The organism is Streptomyces sp. NPDC024555, assembly GCF_055559335.1.
The window spans coordinates 15,425-40,930 of record NZ_JBVHKV010000019.1 but is presented as its reverse complement, the minus strand read 5'-3'; the positions used below and the strand labels follow the sequence as shown (position 1 = coordinate 40,930).

Sequence of the window (25,506 nt, the reverse complement as noted above, 5' to 3'; positions counted from 1 at the left end):
CGGGGGCTGCGGGCCGCTGCGACGGTGGAGCGGCTGTGACGTGCGGTGTCGCGGATCGTGGTGGGGTTCACGATACGGGGTGGGGGCGGGTGCGAAGAGGGTGGCCGGGTGCCGGCGGCGGGCCCCGGGCCTCGCGAACGGGGTGGGGGCGGGTGCGAGGACGGCGGCCGGGTGCCGGCGGCGGGCCCCGGACCTTCCGGACACGGGATGCCGCGCCGCGAAGGGCCGAGGGGTCCGTGGCGCCCCTGCGGCACCGGGCCGGGTCCGGAGCGGTCCCGCCGTGCGCCCGGGGGCCGGGGCGGGACTCTCCGGACGCGGCCCGGTGGCCGGCCGGACTACTTCTCCGTCACACCCGCCGAGTCGAACGTGGCGACCTCGTGCATGGCGCGGGCCGCGCTCTGCACGATCGGCAGGGCCAGCAGGGCGCCGGTGCCCTCGCCGAGGCGCAGGTCGAGGTCGACCAGCGGGCGCAGGCCCAGCTTGTTGAGCGCCGCGACGTGGCCGGGCTCGGCGCTGCGGTGGCCGGCGATGCACGCGGCCAGGGCCTCCGGGGCGATGGCACGGGCGACGAGGGCGGCGGCGCCCGCGCTGACCCCGTCCAGGACCACCGGGGTGCGGAGCGAGGCCCCGCCGAGCAGGAATCCGGCCATGGCCGCGTGCTCCAGACCGCCGACGGCGGCCAGGACGCCGATCGGGTCGGCCGGGTCCGGCTGGTGCAGTTCGAGGGCGCGGCGCACCACGTCGACCTTGCGGGCGTGCATCTCGTCGTTGATGCCGGTGCCCCGGCCGGTGACCTCGGCCGGGTCCATGCCCGTGTAGACGCAGATCAGGGCGGCGGACGCGGTGGTGTTGGCGATGCCCATCTCGCCGGTGAGCAGCCCCTTGTTGCCGGCCGCGACCAGATCGCGGGCGGTCTCGATGCCGACCTCGATCGCGGCCAGGACCTCTTCGCGGGTGAGCGCGGGGCCGGTGGTGAAGTCCGCGGTGCCGGCCCGCACCTTGCGGGGCAGCAGTCCGGGCGTGGCGGGCAGTTCGGTGGCCACGCCGACGTCGACGACGCACACCTCGGCGCCGACCTGGGCGGCGAAGGCGTTGCAGACGGCGCCGCCGCCGAGGAAGTTGGCGACCATCTGGCCGGTGACCTCCTGCGGCCAGGCCGTGACGCCCTGGGCGTGCACCCCGTGGTCGCCCGCGAAGATCGCGACGGCCGCGGGCTCCGGGATCGGCGGCGGGCACATCCGGGAGAGGCCGGAGAGCTGGGCGGAGATGATCTCCAGCATGCCGAGGGCGCCGGCCGGCTTCGTCATCCGCTTCTGCCGCTCCCAGGCCTCGCCGAGCGCCTTGGCGTCCAGCGGCCGGATGCTGGAGACGGTCTCCTGGAGCAGGTCGTGCGGCTCCTCGCCGGGCAGGGCGCGGCGGCCGTACGTCTCCTCGTGGACGACCCAGGAGAGCGGGCGGCGCTTGGACCAGCCGGCCTGCATCAGCTCGGGCTCCTCGGGGAACTCGTCGACGTAGCCCACGCAGAGGTAGGCGACGACTTCGAGGTGCTCGGGCAGCCCCAGGGCGCGGACCATCTCGCGCTCGTCGAAGAAGCTGACCCAGCCGACGCCGAGCCCTTCGGCGCGGGCGGCCAGCCACAGGTTCTCGACGGCGAGCGCCGAGGAGTACGGGGCCATCTGCGGCTGGGTGTGCCGGCCGAGGGTGTGGCGGCCGCCCCGGGTCGGGTCGGCCGTGACGACGATGTTGACCGGAGTGTCGAGGATCGCCTCGATCTTCAGTTCCTTGAACTGCTTGGCCCGCGCCTTGGGGAGCGACTTGGCGTACGCGTCACGCTGGCGCTGGGCCAGTTCGTGCATGGAGCGGCGGGTCTCGGCGGAGCGGATGACGACGAAGTCCCACGGCTGGGAGTGCCCGACGCTGGGGGCGGTGTGGGCCGCCTCCAGGACGCGCAGCAGCACCTCGTGCGGGACGGGGTCGCCGCGGAAGCCGTTGCGGATGTCGCGGCGCTCGCGCATGACGCGCAGGACGGCCTCGCGCTCGGCGTCGTCGTAGCCGGGGGCCGGCGGGACGGGGTCGGCCGCCTCGTCGATGGCGTCGGCGGGGGCGTCGTCGGACGCGGCGACGGTCTCGGCCGGCTCGGATCCCTGGGGTCCGTGGGGCTCCTGGGCCCCGGCGTCCGCCGGGGGCGTGGTGCCGTCGTGGGCGGGGGCGTCGGGCCGGGTCTCGGCCGGGGCCTCGGCCGGTGCCGGGGCCTGCGCTCCCTGGACCACGGCTTCCGCCTCCTGGACCGGGTTCTCCACCGGCGCCTCGGGCGCCTCACGTACCTCGGGATTCACACCGTCGGACTGTTGCGGCTGCGCCGCGACCGGTGCCTCGGCGGGCGCCGCCGCCTCGGCAGGAACGGCCGCCTCGGCCGCCACGGTCTCCGGAAGCGTCGCCTCCGGCTGGTGCGGCGTCAGGTCGGGGGTCTCGATGACCTCGGGGCCGCTCTCCGCCTCGGGTTCCGGCACGGGGCCCAGGGCGATGGGGCCGATCCGCTTCTCCGTGACCGGAGCGGTCCCGGCGTCCGCCGCCTCGGGCTCGGGCCGGGCAGCGGTCTCGGCGGGTGCCTCCGGCTCCGCCGGCGGTGCGACCGCCACGGACTGCTCTGCCACCGGCTCCGCCGTCGCGGGCGCGGCGGACGGCGGACCGTCCGTCAGCTGCCCGTCCCCGGGCACCGGCACGCTCTCGGCCGGGAGCGCCGCGTCGGGCAGGGTCACGGGCGCCTCGTCCACGACCGCCGCTTCGGGCCGCGGCTGGTCCGGAAGGGTCTCGGGGGCCGCGGCCTCCACGGCAGGGGCCTCCGTGGCCACGGCTTCGGCGGGCGGCGTCTCCACGACGGGGGCCTCGGCGGCGGCGGCCTCGGGACGCGCGGCCTCTTCCGCCGGAGCTTCCTCCGCCGGGGCCTGAGCGACCGGTGCCTGTGCGACCGGTGCCTGTGCGACCGGCGCCGCTTCCGCGGGCACCTCCGCGACGGGGGCCTCGGCGGCCGGCGCCTCGACGACGGGGGTCCCCGCGGGCGCCGCGGCCGTCTCGGGCGCGGGCACCTCGGCGGCGGGGGCAACAGTGCTCCCGGCCTGGGCCGGCTCCGTCACCACCGCGTCGGCCACGGCCTCGGGGGCCACGGCCCCGTCGGGCGCCTGTGCCGGGGCGGCTTCCGGAACCGTCTCCCGGGCGGCTTCCGGGGCCGCCGCCGGGACGACCGTTTCTGCGGCCGGTGCCTGCTCGGCGACGGGCGCGGCGGCCGGGGCCGCCCACGGGCCGGAGCCCTGGGGCGGGATCTCGCCCAGCTGCGGGCCCGGCAGGACGGCCGCCTCGTCGGCGGGCAGCTCGAAGTACTCGGGTTCGGCGGTGGCGGGACCGGCGTGCCGGGCGGCGGGCGGCTGGACGGCCGTCTGCGCGCGGGGCTGCGGTGCGCCGGCCGGGCCCCGGTCGGCCAGCGAGCGGACGACGCCGATCCCCGACGTACCGCCGTACGAGGGCGACTCGGCCGAGGCCGGGCCCCGGTGCAGCGGGCGGCGGACGGGCGACGGGGCCGGGGACGCGGGCGACGGGGCGGGCGCGGCCTGGGGCATGCGCACCCCGCCGAGGTCGACATGGCCGGAGTCCCGGCCGCCGGACTCGTGGGTGCCCTGGCCGGTCTGCGCGAGCGGTTCGGCGTACTGCTGGTGTCCGGCGTACACCGGGGTCTGCTCCTGGAACTGCACCGGGCCCTGCGGCTGCGCGGGGCCGGGCAGCGGGTCCGTGAGCGGGCCGTGGTGCGGCGCCGGGACGATGTGGGGCTCGCCCCACGCCCCCTGGGCGCTCGGCATCAGCAGGAGGTCGTCTTCCTCGGGCGTGTGCTCGGAGTGGTCGGGGAAGGAGTAGCCGTCCGGGGCGGGGATGCCCGGCTGCTCCACCATGCCCGCGTTCTCCGGCAGTCCCTCGCCCGGGATCCGGCCGGTGTCACTCATGCGTACCCCTCGCCCATCGTCAGTGCTCCTTCGGCCCTACGCCCGGGACGCCCGAACACGGCACGCGGGCGCTCGTCCAGTGGAACGAGCGGGCACGCCGAGCGGCACGAAGCGGTCGCGGACATACTGCATTCTCGCGGCCGATCGCCGCCGCGGCAGGTCATTTCGCCACGGCTCGCTGTGGACTGCGCCACGTCGCGCGTCCCCCGGTTCTGCCGTACCACAACGGGGGCCAAAACGGTCCCCTTTTCCGGACATTGACGAACGAAGCGACGAACGGCCGGGCGCGGTGCAACGATCGGCCAGCCTACCTCCCGCCGCGTGCCGGGCGGGTCAGGGGGCAAGGTCCGAACGCAGCGCGGACAGCAGGAACACGACCGTGCGTTCGCGCTCCGACCATGCGGACGTGTCCAGTTCGACGGACTGGAGGAGGGAGCAGCGGACCGTGTAGCCGTTCTCGCCGAGGGCGGCGCCCAGGGCCTCGGCCTCGTCGCGGGTCGAGGCGTGGGTCACGATCCGTTCGGGCCTGCGGTCGGCGACGGCGGTGGCGACGGGGACGCCGCCGCCCCCGATGCGGACGACGTCGGGTTCGGGCAGCCGTTCCAGGACGTGCGGGGCGCGTCCCTCGACGACCTGGAGCTGGACGCCGAAGGTCCGCGCGGCGGCGGTGGTGCGGGCGCAGGCCTCCGGGTCGCTGTCGACGGCCAGGACCGCCGCGCCGAAGCGGGCGGCCTCCACGGCCAGCGCCCCGGATCCGGAGCCGATGTCCCAGACGAGGTCCCCGGTGCGCGGTCCCAGATGGGCGAGCTGGGCGGCGCGCAGCTGCGGGGACTCGCCCTCGCCGGTCGTGTCGGGGACCTCCCGGCCGGTGTCGTCCCGGTAGGCGTCGGCGGGCAGCGCCCAGCCGCGCAGGCCCTGCGGGTAGGCGGGGTGGCGGCCGGCGATCCAGCCGGCGTCGGCGCGCTGCTCGGGGCCCTGGCCGACGACGATGACGACGTTCGGGTCGCGCCAGACGTGGTCGGCGGCGGTGTCGGAGGTGACGACGGTGACCTGTTCGCGTGCGGTGCCGAGTTCCTCGCAGATGACGAAGGTGCGGTGGACGCCTTCGAGGAGGAGGGCCAGTTCGGCGGGGCCGGCGCCGGGCGAGGTGAGGACGGCGACCTTGTGGTGGGCGCGGCAGACGTTGACCGCGCGGCGCAGGGTGCGGGGGTGGGCGACGACGGTCTGGGCGTCCTCCCAGGGCATGCCGGCGCGGGCGAAGGCGGTGGCGACCGAGGAGACGGCGGGCACCACTTCGACCTCCAGTCCGTGCTCGGGGGCGCGCAGGGTGCGGACGACGCCGAAGAATCCGGGGTCGCCGTCGGCGAGGACCACGGCGCTGCCGCGGTGGCCGGCGATACGGCGGGCGGCGAGGTCGACGGAGCCGAGGCGGATGCGTTCGGCGCGTGCGGGGACCTCGGGCAGCGCGAGGTGGTGGGCGGCCCCGGCGACGAGGGTGGCGGCCGAGAGGGCGGCGGTGGCCGCTCTGGTCAGTGGTGAGCCGTCCCAGCCGATCACTGTGACCCGGTCGGCCATCTGTCGTCAGTCTCCTGAGTCGTCGCAGGTGGGGGCTTGCATGCCCGGGGACGGGCAGGGTGAGGTTACCCGGTCCGGACCAACGCGGCGCGCCCGCCCCGGCGCCCGGTCAGTTCCAGTCCTGGTACGTGCCGTAGCCGCCGGCGTCGGCGAGCTGTTCGGCCACGCCTTCGAGGTCCTCGGGGAGCAGGCCCCAGACGATCAGGTCGGTCCGGATGTCGGTCCATCCGCCGTCCTCGGTCTGCGACCGGGCTATCCGGGCGTTGCGCAGGACGCCCTCGCTGATGCAGCCGAGCTTCTGCGCGACCTGCTGGGCGGCGGTGTTGTCGGCGGCGGTGCGCAGTTCAAGCCGTTCGAAGCCCTGGTCGCGGAAGAGCCACTGGGCGAGGGCCAGCACCGATTCGGTGGCGTATCCCTCGCCGCGCGCCCAGGGGGCCGTGATGTAGGCGGCCTCGGCCGAGCGGGTGCGCCAGTCGGTGCGGCGGAGGCGGACCGAGCCGACGAGGCGCTGGGTGAGGAACTCGGTGACGGCCAGGGCGATGCCGTCGCCGCCGGTGCGCTTGCTGGGGGCGATCCGGCGGACCCATCGTTCGGCGTCGACGCGGGTGTAGGGGTGGGGTGCGTCGGTCCAGGCCGTGACGAGTTCGTCGTTCATCATCTCGATGTACGCGGGGACGTCCGTCATGTCGAACGGGCGCAGCACCAACCGGTCCGTGCTGATGGAGATGTCCGGAAAGGTGGAAGTCATGCGCAGCTCCATGCCGAAGACCGTGTAAAGGCACAGCATGCAGCATCGGGTGGGGCGCGCGCATGGCCGGGTGGGCGCGACGGAGCCCCGCGCACCCGGGCGGGGTGTGCGGGGCTCGTCGGACAAGTGCCCTGCCGGGGTCAGGACTTGGCGGCCGTACCGAAGGCCGGGATGACCGAGCCCTGGTAGGTGTCCTCGATGAACTTCTTGACCTCGTCGGAGTGCAGGAGCTGCACGAGCTTCTGGACGCGGGGGTCCTTCTCGTCGCCCTTCTTCACCGCGACGATGTTGGCGTACGGGTTGCCGTCGGCCTTCTCCAGGACGAGGGCGTCGTCGGCGGGCTTGAGCTTCGCCTCGATGGCGTAGTTGCCGTTGATGACGGCGGCGTCCACGTCGTTCAGGGCGCGGGGCACGGTGGCGGCCTCCAGCTCCTTGAAGGACAGGCCCTTCTTGTCGGTGATGTCGCTGAGCTTGGCGCTGGTGCCGACGCCGTCCTTGAGGGTGATCAGGCCGTTCTCGGCGAGGAGCTGGAGCGCCCGGCCCTCGTTGGTGGTGTCGTTCGGGACGGCGACGGTCTGGCCGGCCTTGATGTCGGAGAGCGCCTTGACCTTCTTGGAGTAGAGGCCGAGGGGCTCCAGGTGGACGGTGCCGACGGAGACCAGGTGGGTGTTGTTCTTCTGGTTGAAGTCGTCCAGGTAGGGCTGGTGCTGGAAGAAGTTGGCGTCGACCTGGCCGGATTCGGTGGCGGTGTTCGGCAGGACGTAGTCCGTGAACTCCTTGACCTCCAGCTTGAGACCGGCCTTGGCCGCCAGGTTCTTCTGGACGAAGCCGAGGATGTCGGCGTGCGGCGTCGGGGACGCGGCGACGACGAGCGCCTTGGAGGTGTCCGCCGAGGCGCCGGACCCGCTCTTGGCGGACGGGTCGGAGTCGGTGCCGCAGGCCGTGAGACCGAAGGCGAGGGCGGCGGTGGCGGCGGCTGCCGCGGTGATCTTGATGTTCTTACGCACGAAGAGTGCCTCTTTCAGGTGGTGATGGTGGTGCGCCCGGACAAGGAGTGCGGGCTCGGAGGAGAGAAGTCTCAGGAGGCGGTACGGCCGCGGCGGGCCAGCAGGCGTACGGCCGTGTCGCCGATCAGCTGGATCACGGTGACGATGACGACGAGGAGCGCGACGGTGATGAGCATGAACCGGTTGTCGAAGCGCTGGAATCCGTAGGTGACGGCCTTGGAGCCGAGTCCTTCGCCGCCGACCGCGCCGGCCATCGCCGAGTAGCCGATGAGCACGATGACGGTGGTGGTGACCCCGGAGACGAGCGACGGCAGCGACTGCGGCAGCAGGACCTTGCGCACGATCGTGGGGATGGACCCGCCCATGGACTGGACGGCCTCGACCAGTCCGTGGTCGACCTCGCGCACGGCCGTCTCGACGAGCCGGGCGAAGAAGGGGATGGCTCCGACGGCGAGCGGCACGATCATGGCGGTGGGGCCGATGAAGGTGCCGACGACCCAGGTGGTGAACGGGATCAGGGCGATCAGCAGGATGATGAACGGCAGCGAGCGGCCGATGTTCACGATGACGCCGACGACCTTGTTCACCGGGGTGTTCTGGAGCAGTCCGCCCTTGTCGGTGAGGACCAGCAGGACGCCGAGCGGCAGGCCGACCAGGACCGTGACGACGGTGGACCACAGGACCATGTAGAGGGTGTCGACGGTGCCCTGCGTCAGCAGCGGCTGCATTTCGGACCAGGTCACTTCGCCACCTCCTTGGTGAGCGGTGCGGAAACGGGTGCGGTGTCCGGGGCGGGGGCGTCGTCGACGAGTTCGGCCTGGAGGCCCTGCTCGCGCAGGAAGCCGATCGGGACGACGTTCTCCTCGAAGCGTCCGGGCAGTTCGATGCGCATCCGGCCGATCTGCTTGCCGCCGACGGTGTCCATCGCGGCGCCCAGGATCGAGATGTCGATGTTGTACGTACGCGAGAGCTGCGAGATCACGGGCCGGCCGGCGGCGTCGCCGTGGAAGGTGACGTCGACGACGGTGCGGTCGGGTCCGGAGGCGGTGCCGCCGACCGGGAACAGTTCGTGGGCCAGTTCGGATCCGGGGGTGGCGAGGAGGTCGCCGACGGTGCCGGACTCGACGATCCGGCCCTGCCGCATCAGCGCGGCGGAGTCGCAGACCGTCTTGACGACGTCCATCTCGTGGGTGATGAGCAGGACGGTGAGGCCGAGCTGCCGGTTGAGGTCGCGCAGCAGCTGGAGGACGGAGCGGGTGGTCTCGGGGTCCAGGGCGGAGGTCGCCTCGTCGGAGAGGAGGACCTTGGGGTCGCCGGCCAGGGCGCGGGCGATGCCGACGCGCTGCTTCTGGCCGCCGGAGAGCTGTCCGGGGTAGGCCTTTGCCTTGTCGGCGAGGCCGACCAGGTCGAGGAGTTCGAGGGCCTTGCGGGAGCGTTCGCGGCCGGTGACGCCGAGGATCTCCAGGGGCAGTTCGACGTTGCCCCGGACGGTGCGGGAGGCCAGCAGGTTGAAGTGCTGGAAGACCATGCCGATGCGGCTGCGCGCCTCGCGCAGTTCCTTGCCGGCCCGGCGGCCCCGGCCCGCGAGGGCGGTGAGGTCCCGGCCGGCCACGGTCACGGTCCCGGAGGTGGGGCGTTCCAGCAGGTTGACGCAGCGGATGAGGGAGGACTTGCCGGCGCCGCTCTGCCCGATGACGCCGAACACCTCGCCCTCGCGGACGTGCAGGTCGACGCCGTCCAGGGCGGTGACCTCACGGCCGCGCGACTGATAGACCTTCGTGAGGCCCGTAGTGGTGATCACAGGGTTTCCGTCACTGTCGAGTGCGCGGCGCGGTGTCCGCCGGGCACGGGGCATTCGTCCGTCGAGACTGTCCGGACGTTTCGATCGGACGTTCCGAGCCGGTTTCCGGCGTGGCCCTGCGCGGTGCGGCAGCGGGGCGGCGTCTCATGGAAGGGCACGTTCCGCTGGGTGCGGAACGGCTGGGCTCGGTCTCGCTTCGGGGCGCGAGGCTCTGGCGTGGGCCCTCAGAAGGCGCGCATTCGACCCGTACAACGAGCACCGGGCGTCGTGTTCGCCTCGGTCGCAAGGGTGCGGCTGCTCGTCGTGGTCATGGGCCAAGTAAAACAGACGTAACGGATCCACCGAACCGACTGTCCGAATAGCGGACAGTGCTGGATGGCGCGGAGCGCCGGCGCCACCCGATCCGCCTACGGCTGTGACCTGCGTAAACGCCGCACCGCCCGAGGATTCGGCGGCCCCGGTCGCGGACCGGCCCCGGAGGCGGGCTGTGGTCAAGGCCACGGCGCCCGCGGGCGGTCCCGGGGGCGCACGCGAGGGGCGGAACCGCCCGTAATACCCTCACCTCATGCTTGACGCCCTGACGATCGCGGTCGCCGTGGCCGCCCTCGCCCTCGCCGCCTGGTGCGGATTCGCCGCCTACCGGGACCAGCCCACCAAGGACTGGCACTTCATCGGCATGGCCGTGGTCTCGGTGCTGGCACTGGCCCAGCTGGTGGTGGGCGTCGTCCAGCTGGCCCGCGGCGAGCGGCCGGACCAGGGCATGACCATCTTCATCGCGTATCTGATCGGGGCCTTCCTCGCCGTACCGGCGGCCGGGTTCCTGTCGTTGAGCGAGCGGACCCGGTGGGGTTCCGTGACGGTGGCGGCGGGCGCGGTGGTGCTGGCCGTGCTGGAAGTACGGCTCTACGACATCTGGGGAAACTGACCGTGACCGACACCGAGAGCGGACCCGCGACGGCCGCCGACGCCAAGCGCCCCTTCGACCTGGGCACCGGCCCCGGCCGGGTGCTGGTCTGGTTCTACGGGGTCTTCACCGTGGCCGCGGCCTCGCGCGCCCTGGTGCAGATGATCCTGGACTTCGGCAGGGCGCCGCTGTCGTACGTGCTGTCGGCGGGCGCCGCCCTGGTCTACGGCTTCATCACCTACTCGCTGGTGCGCGGGGGCGAGCGGGCGCGCCGGACGGCGCTGGTGTGCTGCGCCGCCGAGCTGGCCGGGGTGCTGGTCGTGGGGACCTGGACGCTGGTGGAGCCCTCGGCGTTCTCGGACGCCACCGTGTGGTCGTACTTCGGCCGGGACTACCTCTTCATCCCGGTGATCCTTCCGGTCACCGGGATGATGTGGCTGCGCCGCGCGCGGACCGCGTGAGCGCTCAGGCGCTCTGCACGTACGCGGGCGCCGTGGCCTCCTTCTCCAGCAGGATCATCCGCACGCCGTCGACGCCCGTGATGTTCCCGACCGGGGCGTAGCCCACCCGCCGGTAGAGCCGCAGATTTCCCTCGCTGCGGTGGCCGGTGTACAGCCGGAAGCGGGTCGCCGCGCGCTGGTCGGCGAGGCCGGCCTCCGCGGCGCCCAGCAGCCGGGCGCCCAGGCCGTGGCCCTGGAGCCGGGGGTGGACGCAGAGCCGCCCGATCTCGCCGGCCCCGTCCTGTCCGGTCGATCCCCGTACCGAACCGACGACCTCCTCGCCGAGCCGCGCCACGAACACCAGGTTCGTCGCGATCTCGGCGCGGACCGAGTCGAGGGTCTGGACGAGCGGGTCGATCCGGTAGTTCCCGTACAGTTCCGCCTCGCTCTGGAAACAGAGGTACTGGAGTTTCAAGATCTGCTCGGCGTCCTGCGTCTCCGCCGCCGAGATGATCACGCTCATGCCCATCTGCGCATGCCTCTCGCTCACCTGTTCCGCCGGTTGTCTACCGCTCCTTTCCCCGCAGTTCAGGAGCTACAACCTCCGCCGCGAGCATTCTGCGCAGACAACCCAGGCATCGGGAACGCATCGGGCCCAAACTCCCCTGTGACATACCCAACGCCCCCGCGATCTCGCGGTAGGTCGGATCGTCCGGGGCGAGCAGCGCCTCCAGTAAGCGGGCGCAGGGCGCGGAGAGCCGGGCGACCGCGGCGCGCAGGATCCGCCGCCGGTCGGCGCGGAGGAAGGCCCGCTCGGGGCAGCCGTCGGGGCCGGCGGGGGCGGCGGCGGTCCGGTCGTCGTAGGGCTGCTCGCGGCGGGCGGCGCGGCGGGCGCGGCGGGCCTCCGCCCGGACGGTGTCGCGCACCCAGCGGCCGGGGTCGGCGGGCGCGCCCCGGTCGGCCAGCCGTTCCAGCAGCCGCAGCCAGACGGTCTGTTCGAGGTCGGCGGGGTCGACGGCCGCCCCGGTGGCGCAGGCCTCCGCCCGCGCCTCGGCCCCGACCAGCGGATACAGGGTGCGGACGAGGGCGGCGGCGCCGGGGGCGGACGGGGTGCGGGAGAGATCGGTCGTGGTCACGCCCCCACCCGACCCGGTGCGGGCCCCGCCGGTCGCGGAACCGTCCGGGACCACCCGACCGGGGCACGCCCCGGCCGGGTGCTGACGCGGGCGGTTACGTGCGCGCGAAGTCCGCGGCGGCCAGGAGCGCGGTGTCGGGGTTGTCGGAGAAGATCCCGTCGATGCCGGTGGCGAAGTACGCGGCGAAGGCGCCGAAGGCGTCGCCGTAGGCGTTGGGGTCGGTGCCCCGGCGGAACTCGGCCGGCAGGAAGGTGTTCTCGTTGCGCATCGTGTACGGGTGGAGGACGAGGCCCTGGGCGTGGGCGTCGCGCACCAGGCTGGTCGGCTCGGTGAGCCGGCCGGAGGCGTCCTTGGGGATGACGAGGTCCAGGGTGGGGCCGATGCCCTGGGCGTAGGAGGCCATCCACTTCAGCCCGGCCGGCCGGATCAGGTCGTCGGTGGTGCGGGGGTCGCCGGTGGCGACGAAGTCCCAGGGCTTGGAGCCGGCCCCGGAGAGCAGGACGACGCGCGGGGTGGCGACGAGCTTCGAGAGCCGCTGGATGCTGCTGGGCTCGAAGGACTGGAGGATCAGCGGGGACTGGGCGCGGTGCCGGCCGTAGCGGCGCAGCAGCTTGGCGAGGGGCTCCTCCAGGCCGAGGCCCAGGCCGCGGAAGTAGGTGGGGTGCTTGGTCTCGACGTACAGCCAGACCGGCTTCGACCGGCGGCGGCCCTCGCGGTCGGCCCAGCGCAGGACCTCCTCGAAGGTGGGGACCTCCCAGCGGCCGTCGTACAGCGTGTTCTTCTGGCGGTTGCCGGGGATGCGCTCCTTGGCGCGCAGGGTCTTCAGCTCGGCGAGGGTGAAGTCCTCGGTGAACCAGCCGGTGAGGGCGGTGCCGTCGACGGTCTTGGTGGTCCGGCGGCTCGCGAACTCGGGGTGGTCGGCGACATCGGTCGTGGCGGTGATGTCGTTCTCGTGGCGGCAGACGAGATGGCCGTCCCGGGTCGGCACCAGGTCCTGCTCGATGATGTGGGCGCCCATGTCGAGGGCGAGCTGGTAGGAGCCGAGGGTGTGCTCGGGGCGGTAGCCGCTGGTGCCGCGGTGGCCGATGACCGTGGGGACGGGCAGGTCGAGGCGGTGTCCGGCGCCGTGTCCCGCGGACGTTCCGGCGTTCTTCTCCGCGGCCTGTGCCGTGCCGGTGACGCCGAGGGCGGCGGCTCCGACTACGGCGGCCCCCGCGCCCATGACGGTCCGTCGTCCGGGGGCGGCCTGCGCACGCTCTGACATGAATGCTCCTCGCATGTGATGTACGGCACCTGTCGTGCGAGGATCGAGCGTAGGCAGCGGTGCCGTCCGGACGGCGGCACCTGGGCGAACATGGCGGAAACACGCATCAACACTGCGTATCCACTGGATGAACCCGATGTGCGTGCGGCGAGTACCCACGAGTATCGTCCTCACCTGCACGGACCCGCTCAATCCCCTGCCTCGGCCGGCCCGGCCACTACACCGGAGGAACCGTTGTCCCGTCTCGCACTCATCAAGGCAGTGCTCGGACCGATCCTGCGCCTGATGTTCCGTCCGCGGATAGAGGGCATCGAGAACGTTCCGGGCACCGGGCCGGTGATCCTCGCGGGCAACCATCTGACGTTCATCGACTCGATGATCATGCCGATCTGCTGCGACCGTCCGGTGTTCTTCATCGGCAAGGACGAGTACGTCACGGGCAAGGGGCTCAAGGGCCGGCTGATGGCCTGGTTCTTCACCGGCGTCGGCATGATCCCGGTGGACCGGGACGGCGGGCGCGGCGGTGTCGCGGCGCTGATGACGGGGCGCCGGGTGCTGGAGGAGGGCAAGGCCTTCGCGATCTACCCGGAGGGCACCCGCTCCCCCGACGGCCGGCTCTACCGGGGCCGTACGGGCATCGCGCGGCTGACGCTGATGACCGGCGCGCCGGTGGTGCCGTTCGCGATGATCGGCACGGACAAGCTCCAGCCGGGCGGCGCGGGCCTGCCGCGGCCGGGCAAGGTCACGGTGCGCTTCGGTGAGCCGATGGAGTTCTCCCGCTACGAGGGCATGGACCGCGACCGCTATGTGCTGCGGGCGGTGACGGACTCGGTGATGGCCGAGGTGATGCGGCTCTCCGGCCAGGAGTACGTCGACATGTACGCCACGAAGGCCAAGGCGGCCTGACGCCTGTCCCCCGTGCTCGCGAAGGGGCCCGCACCACTCGGTACGGGCCCCTTCGCGGTGTCCGGCGCACGGCTCAGTCGTGCACGATGCCCTCCTCCAGTTCCTGCCCGCGCAGCAGGAACCAGGCGGCGACCGCCGTGGCCACGAGGACGGCGGCGCCGACCGCCGAGGCCGTGCCGAGTCCGTCGACGAACGACTGCTGGGCGGCGGAGACGAGGGTCTCCGCCTCGTGGGCGGGCAGCGCCTTGGCCGATTCGACCGCGCCGCCGAGCGATTCGTGGGCGGCGTCCGCGATGGCCGGCGGAGTACCGGCGGGGGCGGTGAACTCCGCGTAGACCCCGGTGACGATGGAGCCGAGCAGGGCGATGCCGAGGGCGGCGCCGAGTTCGTAGGCCGTTTCGGAGACCGCGGACGCGGAGCCCGCGTGCTCCTTGGGGACGCTGGAGAGGATCACGTCGGAGGTGACGGTGAAGGCGAAGCCGGCGCCCACGCCGACGACGAGCAGGAGCGCGCCGATGAGCGGGTAGCCGGTGTCCTTGTGGACGGCGGCGACCGCGGCCAGGGCGAGTCCGATGGCGGCGAGTCCGCCGGAGACCACCGTGCGCACGGAGAAGCGGCGGGCGGCGGTGCCGGCCAGCAGACCGGCCGTGACCGCGCCGACGGCGGCGGGCAGTTCGGCGAGCCCGGCCTCCAGCGGTCCGCGTCCCTGGACCAGTTGCAGGAACTGGGAGAGGAAGAAGACCAGGCCGGAGAGGCCGAGGATGGTCAGCAGATCGGCGAGGACCGCGCCGGAGAAGCCCCGGTGGTGGAAGAGCCGCATGTCCAGCAGGGGTGCGGGGAGCCGGAACTGCCTGCGGACGAACCAGACGAGGGCCGCCAGTCCGCCGATGCCGGCGAGCGCGACCTCCCAGCTGCCGCCGTGCGCGGCCAGCTCCTTGATCGCGTAGACGACACCGATCATGCCGACCAGCGAGAGCAGCACGCTGAGCAGGTCCCAGGGGCCGGGCGCCGGGTTCTTCGACTCCGGGATCATCTTGATCCCGACCGCCACGAGCACGGCCATGACCGGCAGGTTGATCAGGAAGACGGAGCCCCACCAGAAGTGCTCCAGCAGGAATCCGCCGACGACGGGTCCGACGGCCGCGCCGGCCGAGGCCATCGCGCCCCAGATGCCGATGGCGAGGCTGCGCTCGCGGGCGTCGTGGAAGAGATTGCGGATCAGGGCCAGGGTCGACGGCATCAGCGTGGCACCGGCGACACCGAGCAGCGCCCGCGCCAGGATCATCATCTCGGGGGAGCTCGCGTAGGCGTTGAGCACCGAGACCGCGCCGAAGGCCGTGGCGCCGCAGAGCAGCAGCTTCTTGCGGCCGATGCGGTCACCGAGGCTGCCCATCGAGACGAGGAGCCCGGCGATGACGAACGAGTAGACGTCGCCGATCCACAGGAGCTGGGTGCCGGTCGGTTCCAGGTCCTCGCTGAGGAACGGGGTGGCGAGGCCGAGGACGGTGGCGTCGACCGCGACCAGCAGGACGGCGAGGACGAGCACCGCGAGCGCGATCCACCGTCCCGGCCGGTACGCCTCGGGTGCGGGTTCGGGCCGTTGTTCCAGGGTGCTCATTGCTCCACGCTCCGGCGTGCGCCGCCGAGCAGCAACTCGACGATCATGTGGGAGAAATCCTGTGCGGCCACCCGGCCGGCCTGGACGGACCAGGCGGCGCTGCTGATCAGCCCGTACAGCGCCTCGGTCAGCCAGGCGGGGGTGAGGTCGATGCGGATCTCGCCGCGTTCCTGGCCGCGGCGGAAGAAGGCGGAGACGCGGGCGTCCAGCCGGTCCCAGCCCTCGTTCTGCTCGTCGCCCTCGAAGAGCTGGTTCTCGGTCACCAGGAAGGAGAGCAGTCCGGCGCTGGGCTCCACCGCGACGACGAAGCGCCGCAGGGCCTCCTCGACCGTGCCCTCGTCCAGCGCCGCGGCGTCGAGCGCCGCCCCGAACTCCTGGATGCCCAGCTCCTCCAGCGCCCTGACCAGGGCGTCCCGTCCGGCGAAGTGCCGGTGCAGGGTGGCGCGGCCGATGCCCGCCGCTCGGGCGACCTCGTCCATGGTGGCGGTGGACTTCCGGGTCAGCAGGGCGGCGGCGCTGCGCAGAACCTGCTCACGATCAAGGGTCATGAGACGACACTAACCCATTTGAGACATCAATGTCTCACCGGAAAGTGGCTCGCGCCTCCGTCGCCGTCCGGAGGACCATGGCGGGATGAAGCCGCTGCTGCTGATCGACGTCGACGGTCCGCTCAATCCGTACGCGGCGCTCGACCGCCGGGTGCCGCCCCCGGGCTTCACCCGGCATCTGACCCGGCCGACCGGCTGGACCTCCGGCCGGCCCCTGCCGGTGCTGCTCGACCCGCGCCACGGCGAGGAGCTGCTGGCGCTCGGCGGCCGCTACGAGCTGGTCTGGGCCACCACCTGGAAGGGCGAGGCGAACGAGTGGATCGGCCCGCGTCTGGGCCTGCCCGAACTGCCGTTCATCGACTGGCCCGAGATGCACGGCAGCGCCCCGGCCGGGACGTACTGGAAGACGCGGTACGTCGTGGAGTACGCGGCCGGGCGGCCGTTCGCCTGGGTCGACGACGAGATCACCGACCACGACCGGGCGTGGGTGGCGGAGCACGGCGGGGGCGTCGCGGCGTGCTGCGGTGGACGGACCCCCGGGTGGGCCTGGAGCGGGCCGACTTCGAGGCGCTGGCCGCGTGGGCGGACGGGCCGGGGTCAGCCGGCTGACCGGCCGGTCTCAGCTCCAGGGCAGGGCGGCGCGGTGCCGCCAGTACGCCTCCGGCTCCTCCACCAGCTGGTCCAGCCCGGCCCGCCGCTCCTCGTCGAGGCCGAGGACGGGCGCGTGGAGGTTGCCGGCGAGCTGGGCGACGGTCGCCGCGCCCGAGAGCACGACCCCGGCCCACGGCTGGTGCAGCACGAGGGCGAGGGCGACCGCGTCGGCCCCGAGCCCCTCGGCGTCCGCGATCTCCCGCATCACGGCCGGGGCCTCGGTGCCCGCGAGGCGGCCGTTGGCCATGGCTTCCTTGACGATGACGGTGAGCCCGGCGTCATGGGCCTCGGCGAGCGCCGGCCCGGCCGAGGTCTCCAGCGCGTTGTACGTGGCCTGGACCGTACGGAACAGCGGTTCGCCGTCCACGGTCACGGTGAGGGCGGCCCGGATCGCGTCGGCCTGGCCGGGTCCGCTGGTGGAGAGGCCGACGCTGACGCCGTCGGCCGCGAGCGCGGCGAGCCGGGCGTGCAGCTCCTTGTCGGTGAGCGCGGGGCTGTCGGCCGTCACCGAGTGGATCTGGTAGAGGTCGAGCCGGTCGCCGAGCAGCGCGGCGGTCTCGGCGCGCTGCCGCTCGAAGGTGGCCAGGGAGTGGTCCTTCACCTCGTGGGCCTCGGCGTCGACGCTCCAGTCGGCGGTGTAGGTGTAGCCCCATTTGCTCCCGACGACGACGTCGCCGACCTCGGGCCGGGCGGCCAGCCACGCGGCCAGGAACTCCTCGGAGCGGCCGTAGGACCGGGCGGCGTCGAAGTAGCGCACGCCCTGCGCGTAGGCCGCGTCCAGCAGTTCGTGCGTGCGCTCGCGCAGCGCGTCCACCGAGCGGCTCTCCGGCAGGTCCCGGTCGCGGTGGAGGTTGATGTAGCCGGGCCTGCCGACGGCCGCCAGGCCGAGCCCGATGTGGGCGGTCGGGGTGGTCGCTTCGGCAAGTCGGGCGAACGGCATCGCGGGCTCCTCGGTAGGCGGGGTCCTCACCCCCTACCCCCAACGTAGCCCGCGATGCGCGGACGGCTACTTGCGCGCCGCCGCCCAGGCGTGCTGGACGGCGAGGTCGGACCTGACCTCGGCGAGCTGGACCGCGACGGCCGAGGGGGCCGTACCGCCCCGGCCGCTGCGCGAGGCCAGCGCGCCGGCCACGTCGAGGACCGTGCGGACCTCGGGGGTCAGATGCTCGGAGATCTTCGCGAACTGCTCGTCGGTCAGCTCGTCCAGCTCGATGCCGTGGTGCTCGCACTCCTTGACGCACTCACCGGCGACCTCGTGCGCGACCCGGAACGGGACGCCCTTCTTGACCAGCCACTCGGCGATGTCCGTGGCGAGCGAGAATCCGGCCGGGGCCAGTTCCGCCATGCGGGCGCGGTTGACGGTCAGGGTGGCCATCATGCCGGTGAAGGCGGGGAGCAGGACCTCCAGCTGGTCGCAGGAGTCGAAGACGGGCTCCTTGTCCTCCTGGAGGTCCCGGTTGTACGCGAGCGGCAGGGCCTTCAGCGTGGCCATCAGCCCGGTCAGGTTGCCGATCAGCCGTCCCGACTTGCCCCGGGCCAGTTCGGCGATGTCCGGGTTCTTCTTCTGCGGCATGATCGAGGAGCCGGTGGAGAAGGCGTCGTGCAGGGTGACGAAGGAGAACTCCTTCGTGTTCCAGATGATGATCTCCTCGGCGATCCGGGAGAGGTTGACGCCGATCATCGCGGTGACGAAGGCGAACTCGGCGACGAAGTCCCGCGAGGCCGTTCCGTCGATGGAGTTGCCGACCGAGCCGCGCTCGAAGCCCAGGTCCGCGGCGACCGCCTCCGGGTCGAGCCCGAGCGAGGAGCCGGCGAGCGCGCCGGAGCCGTACGGCGAGACGGCGGTCCGCTCGTCCCACTGCCGCAGCCGCTCCGCGTCCCGGGACAGGGACTGGACATGGGCGAGGACGTGGTGGGCGAAGAGCACCGGCTGCGCGTGCTGGAGGTGCGTCCGGCCGGGCATGGCCACGTCCGGGTGCGCCTCGGCCAGGCCGACCAGGGCGTCCTGCAGATCGGCCACGAGACCGCCGATGATCCGGGCGTGGTCGCGCAGGTACATCCGGAACAGCGTGGCGATCTGGTCGTTGCGCGAGCGCCCGGCCCGGAGCTTGCCGCCCAGGTCCGGCCCCAGCCGCTCCAGCAGCCCCCGCTCCAGCGCGGTGTGGACGTCCTCGTCGGCGATGGTGCCCGTGAAGGAGCCGTCCGCGACGTCCGCCTCCAGCTGGTCCAGCCCGGCGATCATCCGGTTCAGCTCGTCCTCGGTGAGCAGCCCCGCCTTGTGCAGCACGCGCGCGTGGGCGCGGGAGCCGGCGATGTCGTACGGGGCGAGCCGCCAGTCGAAGTGGACGGACGCGGACAGCCGGGCCAGCGCCTCGGCCGGTCCGTCGGCGAAGCGGGCGCCCCAGAGACGTACGTCGCCGTTGCCGTTGGCGTTGCTCACTGCGTGCTCCTCGGAAGAACCAGGGGGATCGGACACGGGGCGGCCGGCGCCGTCCACGTACGGCCGCTGCCACGATCACTGACAGGCATAACTATGCAGAGGTCTGCATGCCTTGTCAAAGTCGGCTCACCCCCTCGCGTCGCCGCACCCCTCGGCGCGAGCCGCCGGGAGCCCCCGTCCCACGGGCTGAAATGCCCCCGGCGGCCGGGGAGTCGGGGCCGATACTCGTCGTATGGGAAAGACATACGAACGTATCGACGGCCGGCTGCGGACCTTCATCGAGGCGCAGCCCCTCTTCTTCACGGCGACCGCGCCGCTGGACGCGGACGGCACGGTCAATCTGTCCCCCAAGGGGGTCAGCGGTTCGTTCGCGGTGCTGGACGAGCACCGTGTGGCGTATCTGGACTTCGCCGGGAGCAATGCGGAGACGGTCGCGCATCTGCGGGAGAACGGGCGGATCACCCTGATGTGGTGTGCGTTCCAGGGCCCGCCGAACATCGTGCGGGTGCACGGCCGGGGCGAGCCGGTCTTCCGCGACGATCCGCGGTTCGCGGAACTCGTCGCGCGCTTCGACGGGGTCGACGTCACGCACCACGGGCTGCGCGCGGTCGTCCTGGTGACGGCCGAACTGATCCGGGACACCTGCGGATACGGCGTGCCGTTCATGACGTACGACGAGGACCGCACGCTGCACGGGCAGCGGTTCGCCCGGGAGGACGACGCCTCGCTGAGCGCGTACTTCGAGAAGAAGGAGCACATCGCCACCAGCATCGACGGGCTGCCGGGGCTCCCGCTGCCGCTGCCGGTGATGCCGCCGGCGCCGTGAGCGGTTGGGCCGTACGGAGCAGGTGCGCGGGTGGGCGGGGCGCGCACGGCCTACGGTCCGGGGCATGCGCAGACTTCTGGTGGCCGGTTCCGTTCTGTTCGCCCTCGCCGGACTGGTCGGGGCCCGGCCCCCGGACGCCGGTCCGCTGCCGCTGCGGCTGGCGGACACCGGCGGGGGCCGTCAGCTGATCACGGCCGTGGCCGCCGGCACGGATGCGACGACGGGCACGGTCACCTGGTGGAGCCTGCGGGCCGGGCGGTGGGTGGCGGAGGGGTCCGCGCCCGCCCGTTTCGGGGCGAACGGTCTGGCCGAGGGCACCGCGCGGGAGCAGGGCACCTCCACCACGCCGACCGGTCTGTTCGACCTGCCGTACGCCTTCGGGGTACGGGCCCCGTGGCCCGGACTGCGCTACCCGTACCGGCAGGTCACCGAGGACTCCTGGTGGTGCCAGGACAACGCCTCGCGCGCGTACAACCGGTGGACCGAACCGCGGCCCGCCGACTGCCGGGCCGGGGAGTCGGAGCATCTGATCACGTACCGGACGCAGTACGCGCGGGCGCTCGTCGTCGGCTTCAACTACGACCGGCCCGTGCGCGGCCGGGGCGCCGGGATCTTCCTGCATGTGAACGGGCGCGGTGCGACCGCCGGCTGCGTCTCCGTGCCGGCGGCCGCGATGGACCGGATCCTGGCCTGGGCGGATCCGGCCCGCAGTCCGCACCTCGCGATCGGCACCCGCTCGGGCCCGACCGCGATCACCCGCTACTGACTCAGCGCTCGTTCTGGGCGAGCCGCAGCAGATGGTCGGCGAGGGCCTGCCCGCCGGCCGGGTCGCGGCTGATCAGCATGAGCGTGTCGTCGCCCGCGATGGTGCCCAGGATGTCGTGCAGCTCGGCCTGGTCGATCGCCGAGGCGAGGAACTGGGCGGCGCCCGGAGGGGTGCGCAGCACCACGAGGTTGGCCGACGCCTCCGCCGAGATGAGCAGTTCGGCGGAGAGCCGCCGCATCCGCTCCTCCTTGGCGGAGCCGCCCAGCGGGGCCTGCGGGGTGCGGAATCCGCCCTCGCTGGGCACCGCGTAGATCAGCTCGCCGCCGGTGTTGCGGATCTTCACCGCGCCCAGCTCGTCGAGGTCCCGGGAGAGCGTCGCCTGGGTGACGCTCAGTCCGTCGTCCGCGAGCAGCTTGGCCAGCTGGCTCTGCGAGCGCACCGGCTGCCGGTTCAGGATGTCCACGATCCGGCGGTGGCGCGCCGTGCGGGTCTGCGGCACGGAGGGCCCTCCGTGCTCGGTGTCCTGCGCGTCGGTCATCGTCGTCGCCCCGTTCCCCGGTACGTCATTTCGCGGATCCCCCGTCCTCGTGCGCGGCCGCCGCGTCGAGGATGCCGGGCAGCGCCCGGAGGAACGCGTCGACCTCGGCGTCCGTGACGACCAGCGGGGGCATCAGCCGGACGACGTCGGGGGCGGGCGCGTTCACCAGGATCCCGGCCTCCTGGGCCGCCTGCTGGACCTGGGCGGCGCGGGGCGCGGTGAGCACGATACCCAGGAGCAGTCCGGAGCCCCGGACATGGTCCAGGAGGGGGTGGCCGAGGCCCTCGGCGCCGTCGCGGATGCGTTCGCCGAGCCGCTTCACGGTGTCCAGCGCGCCGTCGGCGGCGAGGGTGTCCAGGACCGCGAGACCGGCCGCGCAGGCGACGGGGTTGCCGCCGAACGTGGTGCCGTGGTGCCCGGGGGCGAGCAGGTCGGCGGCCGCGCCGAAGGCCACGGTGGCGCCGATCGGCAGTCCGCCGCCCAGTCCCTTGGCGAGGGTGACGACATCGGGTTCGACGCCCTGGTGGGCCTGGTGCTCGAACCAGGTGCCGCACCGGCCGATGCCGGTCTGCACCTCGTCGAGGACGAGCAGGGTGCCGGTGGCCCGGGTGATCTCCCGGGCCGCCTCCAGATAGCCCTTGGGCGGGACGACGACGCCGTTCTCGCCCTGGACGGGCTCGATGATCACGAGCGCGGTGTCGGTGGTCACCGCGGCCCGCAGCGCCTCGGCGTCCCCGTACGGGACGTGTGTGACGTCGCCGGGCAGCGGGGTGAAGGCCTCGCGCTTCTTGGGCTGGCCGGTGAGCGCCAGGGCGCCCATGGTCCGGCCGTGGAAGCCGCCGTCGGTGGCGACCATGTGGGTGCGCCCGGTGAGCCGGCCGATCTTGAACGCGGCCTCGTTGGCCTCGGCGCCCGAGTTGCAGAAGTAGACCCTGCCGGTGCGGCCGAAGAGCTGGAGGAGCCGTTCGGCGAGCGCGACGGGCGGTTCGGCGACGAAGAGGTTGGAGACGTGGCCGAGGGTGGCGATCTGCCGGGAGACGGCCTCGACGACGGCGGGGTGGCCGTGGCCGAGGGCGTTGACCGCGATGCCGCCGACGAAGTCGAGGTAGCGGGTGCCGTCGGCGTCCTCGACGTACGCCCCCTCGCCGCGCACCAGGGACAGCTTCGGGGTGCCGTAGTTGTCCATCAGCGACTGCTGCCACCGCTGCGCGAGCTCGGCGTTGCTCATGATTCCCCCTGTCCGTCGGGGACGACCATCGTCCCGATTCCCTCGTCGGTGAAGATCTCCAGCAGGATCGAGTGCTGGACCCGGCCGTCGATGACCCGCGCGGTCTCCACGCCGTTGCGCACGGCGTGCAGGCAGCCCTGCATCTTTGGCACCATGCCGCTGGAGAGTTCCGGCAGGAGCTTCTCCAGTTCGGTGGCGGTGAGGCGGCTGATCACGTCGTCGCTGTTCGGCCAGTCCTCGTAGAGGCCCTCGACATCGGTGAGGACCATCAGCGTCTCGGCGTTCAGCGCGGCGGCGAGCGCGGCCGCGGCGGTGTCGGCGTTGACGTTGTAGACGTGCGCGTCGTCGGCGGAGCGGGCGATCGAGGAGATGACCGGGATCCGGCCGTCGTCGAGCAGCGCCTGGATGGCGCCGGTGTCGATCGCGGTGATCTCGCCGACCCGGCCGATGTCGACGGCCTCGCCGTCGATGACGGGCCGGTGCTGGGTGGCGGTGATGGTGTGGGCGTCCTCGCCGGTCATGCCGACGGCCAGCGGGCCGTGCTGGTTGAGCAGGCCGACCAGCTCGCGCTGGACCTGCCCGGCCAGCACCATGCGGACGACGTCCATCGCCTCGGGCGTGGTGACGCGCAGCCCGGCCTTGAACTCGCTGACCAGGCCGTGCTTGTCGAGCTGGGCGCTGATCTGCGGGCCGCCGCCGTGCACGACGACGGGCTTGAGGCCGGCGTGCCGCAGGAAGACGACGTCCTGGGCGAAGGCCGCCTTCAGCTCCTCGTCGATCATGGCGTTTCCGCCGAACTTGATGACGACGGTCTTGCCGTTGTGCCGGGTCAGCCAGGGCAGGGCCTCGATGAGGATCTGCGCCTTCGGGAGTGCGGTGTGCTTCCGCGCCGTGGTCATGAGCTGTACGCGCTGTTCTCGTGGACGTAGTCCGCGGTGAGGTCGTTGGTCCAGATGACGGCCGACGCGGTGCCCGCGGCGAGGTCGGCGGTGATGGTGACCTCCCGGTAGCGCATGTCGACCAGCTCGCGGTCCTCGCCGACGCCGCCGGCCCGGCAGACCCAGACGCCGTTGATGGCGACGTTCAGCAGGTCGGGCTCGAAGGCCGCGTTCGTGGTGCCGATCGCGGAGAGCACCCGGCCCCAGTTGGGGTCCTCGCCGTGGATGGCGCACTTGAGGAGGTTGTTGCGGGCGATGGAGCGGCCCACCTCGACGGCGTCGTCCTCGCTCGCGGCGTTGACGACCTCGATGCGGATGTCCTTGGAGGCGCCCTCGGCGTCGCCGATGAGCTGCCGGGCGAGGTCGTCGCAGACGGTGCGGACGGCCTCGGCGAACTCCTTCTGCTCCGGGGTGACGCCGCTGGCGCCGGAGGCGAGCAGCAGCACGGTGTCGTTGGTGGACATGCAGCCGTCGGAGTCGACCCGGTCGAAGGTGGTGCGGGTGGCGTCGCGCAGGGCCGCGTCGAGTCCGGCGGCGTCCACGTCGGCGTCGGTGGTGAGGACGACGAGCATCGTGGCGAGGCCCGGGGCGAGCATGCCCGCGCCCTTGGCCATGCCGCCGACCGTCCAGCCCTCGCCGCCGGCGACGGCGGTCTTGTGCACGGTGTCGGTGGTCTTGATGGCGATGGCGGCCTTCTCGCCGCCGTGCTCGCTGAGGGCGGCCGCGGCCGTCTCGATGCCCGGGAGCAGCTTGTCCATGGGGAGCAGGACGCCGATGAGCCCGGTGGAGGCGACGGCGATCTCGCCGGCGCTGTGGCCCTCCAGCACCTCGGCGGCCTTCTCGGCGGTGGCGTGGGTGTCCTGGAAGCCCTGGGGGCCCGTACAGGCGTTGGCCCCGCCGGAGTTGAGGACGACGGCGGTGACCTCGCCGCCCTTGAGGACCTGCTCGGACCAGAGGACCGGGGCGGCCTTGACACGGTTGGAGGTGAAGACGCCCGCGGCGGCGCGGCGGGGGCCGTTGTTGACCACGAGGGCCAGGTCCGGGTTACCGCTCTGCTTGATTCCCGCGGCGATGCCCGCCGCGGAGAATCCCTGTGCTGCCGTGACGCTCACGGTGCGACTCCGATCGTGGAAAGTCCGGTGTCCTCGGGGAGTCCGAGGGCGATGTTCATGCTCTGCAGGGCGCCGCCCGCGGTGCCCTTGGCGAGGTTGTCGATGGCGCTGATGACGATGGCGCGGCCGGCCGCCTCGTCGTACGCGACCTGGATCTGCACGGCGTTGGAGCCGTAGACGGCGGCGGTGGCGGGCCACTGCCCCTCGGGCAGCAGGTCGACGAACGGCTCGTCGGCGAAGGCCTTCTCGTACGCGGCCCGCAGCGATGCGGCGTTCGTCCCGGGCTTCGCCTTGGCGCTGCACGTGGCGAGGATGCCGCGGGCCATGGGGGCGAGCGTCGGCGTGAAGGAGACGGAGACGGGCTCACCGGCGACGGCGCTGAGGTTCTGGATCATCTCGGGCGTGTGGCGGTGCACGCCGCCGACGCCGTACGGCGACATGTTGCCCATGACCTCGGAGCCGAGCAGATGCGGCTTGAGGGCCTTGCCGGCACCGGAGGTCCCGGTGGCGGCGACGATCACGGCCTCCGGCTCGACGAGCCCGGCCGCGTACGCCGGGAACAGCGCGAGCGAGACCGCCGTCGGGTAGCACCCCGGCACCGCGACCCGCTTGCTCCCGGCGAGCGCCACCCGTCCCCCGGGCAGCTCGGGCAGCCCGTACGGCCAGGTGCCGGCGTGCGGCGAGGCGTAGAATTTCTCCCAGTCCGCGGCGTCCCTCAGCCGGAAGTCGGCGCCCATGTCGACCACCAGCACCTCGTCGCCGAGCTGCTCGGCGACGGCGGCGGACTGCCCGTGCGGCAGGGCGAGGAAGACCACGTCGTGCCCGGCGAGCACCTCCGCGGTGGTCGGCTCCAGGATCCGTCCGGCGAGCGGTCGCAGATGCGGCTGCAGGGCGCCGAGGGGCTGCCCCGCGTTGGAGTTCGCCGTGAGCGCGCCGATCTCGACCTCGGGGTGGACCAGCAACAGGCGCAGCAGTTCCCCGCCGGCGTATCCGCTCGCTCCTGCCACCGCTGCACGTACCACCATCGGAACCCTCCTCGTCGATGGCATGACTATACGCATGCATGCA

Annotated in this window: 23 protein-coding genes and 1 pseudogene; 6 read left to right on the top strand and 18 right to left on the bottom strand. The window is 73.0% G+C overall.

Features of this window, described 5'->3' with window-relative positions; genetic code table 11:
* Positions 1-335: 335 nt before the first annotated feature.
* The 6 genes from cobT to ACZ4FH_RS28735 all read right to left on the bottom strand — a co-directional run bounded on the left by cobT (position 336) and on the right by ACZ4FH_RS28735 (position 9,123).
* The gene (gene cobT, locus ACZ4FH_RS28760) at positions 336-3,992 is read right to left on the bottom strand and encodes a nicotinate-nucleotide--dimethylbenzimidazole phosphoribosyltransferase (RefSeq protein ID WP_467308515.1); all 3,657 of its coding nucleotides are present in this window, start codon (positions 3,990-3,992) and stop codon (positions 336-338) included.
* A gap of 333 nt (positions 3,993-4,325) precedes the next feature.
* Positions 4,326-5,567, bottom strand: a complete 1,242-nt coding sequence (cbiE, locus tag ACZ4FH_RS28755; RefSeq protein ID WP_467308514.1) for a precorrin-6y C5,15-methyltransferase (decarboxylating) subunit CbiE — start codon at positions 5,565-5,567, stop codon at positions 4,326-4,328.
* Between the two features lie 109 nt (positions 5,568-5,676).
* Positions 5,677-6,354 (bottom strand): GNAT family N-acetyltransferase, encoded by a 678-nt coding sequence (locus tag ACZ4FH_RS28750; RefSeq protein ID WP_467308512.1) that lies wholly within the window; start codon positions 6,352-6,354, stop codon positions 5,677-5,679.
* A gap of 101 nt (positions 6,355-6,455) precedes the next feature.
* On the bottom strand, positions 6,456-7,322 hold the full coding sequence (locus tag ACZ4FH_RS28745; RefSeq protein WP_467308511.1) for a MetQ/NlpA family ABC transporter substrate-binding protein: 867 nt from the start codon (positions 7,320-7,322) through the stop codon (positions 6,456-6,458).
* Between the two features lie 71 nt (positions 7,323-7,393).
* Positions 7,394-8,065 carry a methionine ABC transporter permease gene (locus tag ACZ4FH_RS28740; RefSeq protein ID WP_450684898.1) on the bottom strand — a complete coding sequence of 224 codons (672 nt, stop codon included), beginning with the start codon at positions 8,063-8,065 and terminating at the stop codon, positions 7,394-7,396.
* On the bottom strand, positions 8,062-9,123 hold the full coding sequence (locus ACZ4FH_RS28735) for a methionine ABC transporter ATP-binding protein (RefSeq protein WP_467308509.1): 1,062 nt from the start codon (positions 9,121-9,123) through the stop codon (positions 8,062-8,064). The genes ACZ4FH_RS28740 and ACZ4FH_RS28735 overlap by 4 nt, the downstream gene beginning before the upstream one ends.
* Before the next feature lie 565 nt (positions 9,124-9,688).
* On the opposite strand from ACZ4FH_RS28735, the gene ACZ4FH_RS28730 reads away from it, so the two are divergent.
* Both ACZ4FH_RS28730 and ACZ4FH_RS28725 read left to right on the top strand, forming a co-directional pair.
* On the top strand, positions 9,689-10,048 hold the full coding sequence (locus tag ACZ4FH_RS28730) for a hypothetical protein (RefSeq protein WP_467308507.1): 360 nt from the start codon (positions 9,689-9,691) through the stop codon (positions 10,046-10,048).
* 2 nt (positions 10,049-10,050) lie between these two features.
* The gene (locus ACZ4FH_RS28725; protein ID WP_383645797.1) at positions 10,051-10,488 is read left to right on the top strand and encodes a hypothetical protein; all 438 of its coding nucleotides are present in this window, start codon (positions 10,051-10,053) and stop codon (positions 10,486-10,488) included.
* Positions 10,489-10,492: 4 nt separating this feature from the next.
* Here the strand turns inward: ACZ4FH_RS28725 and ACZ4FH_RS28720 are convergent, their stop codons facing one another.
* The 3 genes from ACZ4FH_RS28720 to ACZ4FH_RS28710 form a co-directional block, all read right to left on the bottom strand.
* Positions 10,493-10,996 (bottom strand): GNAT family N-acetyltransferase, encoded by a 504-nt coding sequence (locus ACZ4FH_RS28720; protein WP_467308643.1) that lies wholly within the window; start codon positions 10,994-10,996, stop codon positions 10,493-10,495.
* 37 nt (positions 10,997-11,033) lie between these two features.
* Positions 11,034-11,603 (bottom strand): sigma-70 family RNA polymerase sigma factor, encoded by a 570-nt coding sequence (locus tag ACZ4FH_RS28715; RefSeq protein WP_467308504.1) that lies wholly within the window; start codon positions 11,601-11,603, stop codon positions 11,034-11,036.
* A gap of 94 nt (positions 11,604-11,697) precedes the next feature.
* Positions 11,698-12,867 (bottom strand): glycerophosphodiester phosphodiesterase, encoded by a 1,170-nt coding sequence (locus ACZ4FH_RS28710; protein WP_467308503.1) that lies wholly within the window; start codon positions 12,865-12,867, stop codon positions 11,698-11,700.
* A 234-nt stretch (positions 12,868-13,101) separates the two neighbouring features.
* On the opposite strand from ACZ4FH_RS28710, the gene ACZ4FH_RS28705 reads away from it, so the two are divergent.
* On the top strand, positions 13,102-13,773 hold the full coding sequence (locus ACZ4FH_RS28705; protein ID WP_383645783.1) for a lysophospholipid acyltransferase family protein: 672 nt from the start codon (positions 13,102-13,104) through the stop codon (positions 13,771-13,773).
* A 73-nt stretch (positions 13,774-13,846) separates the two neighbouring features.
* Here ACZ4FH_RS28705 and ACZ4FH_RS28700 read toward each other — a convergent pair whose 3' ends face one another.
* Entirely contained in the window at positions 13,847-15,391 is a 1,545-nt protein-coding gene (locus tag ACZ4FH_RS28700) for an MFS transporter (RefSeq protein WP_467308501.1), read from the bottom strand.
* Positions 15,388-15,939 carry a TetR/AcrR family transcriptional regulator gene (locus ACZ4FH_RS28695; protein WP_383645776.1) on the bottom strand — a complete coding sequence of 184 codons (552 nt, stop codon included), beginning with the start codon at positions 15,937-15,939 and terminating at the stop codon, positions 15,388-15,390. The genes ACZ4FH_RS28700 and ACZ4FH_RS28695 overlap by 4 nt, the downstream gene beginning before the upstream one ends.
* 85 nt (positions 15,940-16,024) lie before the next feature.
* Here ACZ4FH_RS28695 and ACZ4FH_RS28690 point away from each other — a divergent pair.
* A pseudogene (locus ACZ4FH_RS28690) lies at positions 16,025-16,548 on the top strand (HAD domain-containing protein).
* Between the two features lie 10 nt (positions 16,549-16,558).
* On the opposite strand, the gene ACZ4FH_RS28685 reads toward ACZ4FH_RS28690, so the two are convergent.
* On the bottom strand, positions 16,559-17,530 hold the full coding sequence (locus ACZ4FH_RS28685; protein ID WP_467308500.1) for an aldo/keto reductase: 972 nt from the start codon (positions 17,528-17,530) through the stop codon (positions 16,559-16,561).
* A 66-nt stretch (positions 17,531-17,596) separates the two neighbouring features.
* Positions 17,597-19,030, bottom strand: a complete 1,434-nt coding sequence (argH, locus tag ACZ4FH_RS28680) for an argininosuccinate lyase (RefSeq protein WP_467308499.1) — start codon at positions 19,028-19,030, stop codon at positions 17,597-17,599.
* A gap of 232 nt (positions 19,031-19,262) precedes the next feature.
* On the opposite strand from argH, the gene ACZ4FH_RS28675 reads away from it, so the two are divergent.
* The gene (locus tag ACZ4FH_RS28675) at positions 19,263-19,856 is read left to right on the top strand and encodes a pyridoxamine 5'-phosphate oxidase family protein (RefSeq protein ID WP_467308498.1); all 594 of its coding nucleotides are present in this window, start codon (positions 19,263-19,265) and stop codon (positions 19,854-19,856) included.
* A 64-nt stretch (positions 19,857-19,920) separates the two neighbouring features.
* Complete coding sequence (locus ACZ4FH_RS28670; RefSeq protein WP_467308496.1) at positions 19,921-20,622, top strand: L,D-transpeptidase family protein; 702 nt, start codon at positions 19,921-19,923, stop codon at positions 20,620-20,622.
* Between the two features lies 1 nt (position 20,623).
* On the opposite strand, the gene ACZ4FH_RS28665 is transcribed toward ACZ4FH_RS28670, so the two are convergent.
* Genes ACZ4FH_RS28665 through argC form a run of 5 tightly spaced genes read right to left on the bottom strand, consistent with a single transcriptional unit; the run spans position 20,624 to position 25,463 of the window.
* Entirely contained in the window at positions 20,624-21,160 is a 537-nt protein-coding gene (locus ACZ4FH_RS28665; RefSeq protein WP_383645741.1) for an arginine repressor, read from the bottom strand.
* Between the two features lie 25 nt (positions 21,161-21,185).
* Complete coding sequence (locus ACZ4FH_RS28660; RefSeq protein ID WP_467308494.1) at positions 21,186-22,388, bottom strand: acetylornithine transaminase; 1,203 nt, start codon at positions 22,386-22,388, stop codon at positions 21,186-21,188.
* A complete protein-coding gene (gene argB / locus ACZ4FH_RS28655) occupies positions 22,385-23,287 on the bottom strand; it encodes an acetylglutamate kinase (protein WP_383645730.1) in 903 nt (300 codons plus the stop codon). Before argB ends, ACZ4FH_RS28660 begins: the two co-directional genes overlap by 4 nt.
* Positions 23,284-24,438, bottom strand: a complete 1,155-nt coding sequence (argJ, locus tag ACZ4FH_RS28650) for a bifunctional glutamate N-acetyltransferase/amino-acid acetyltransferase ArgJ (protein WP_467308492.1) — start codon at positions 24,436-24,438, stop codon at positions 23,284-23,286. Before argJ ends, argB begins: the two co-directional genes overlap by 4 nt.
* Entirely contained in the window at positions 24,435-25,463 is a 1,029-nt protein-coding gene (argC, locus tag ACZ4FH_RS28645) for an N-acetyl-gamma-glutamyl-phosphate reductase (protein ID WP_467308490.1), read from the bottom strand. Before argC ends, argJ begins: the two co-directional genes overlap by 4 nt.
* Positions 25,464-25,506 lie beyond the last annotated feature (43 nt).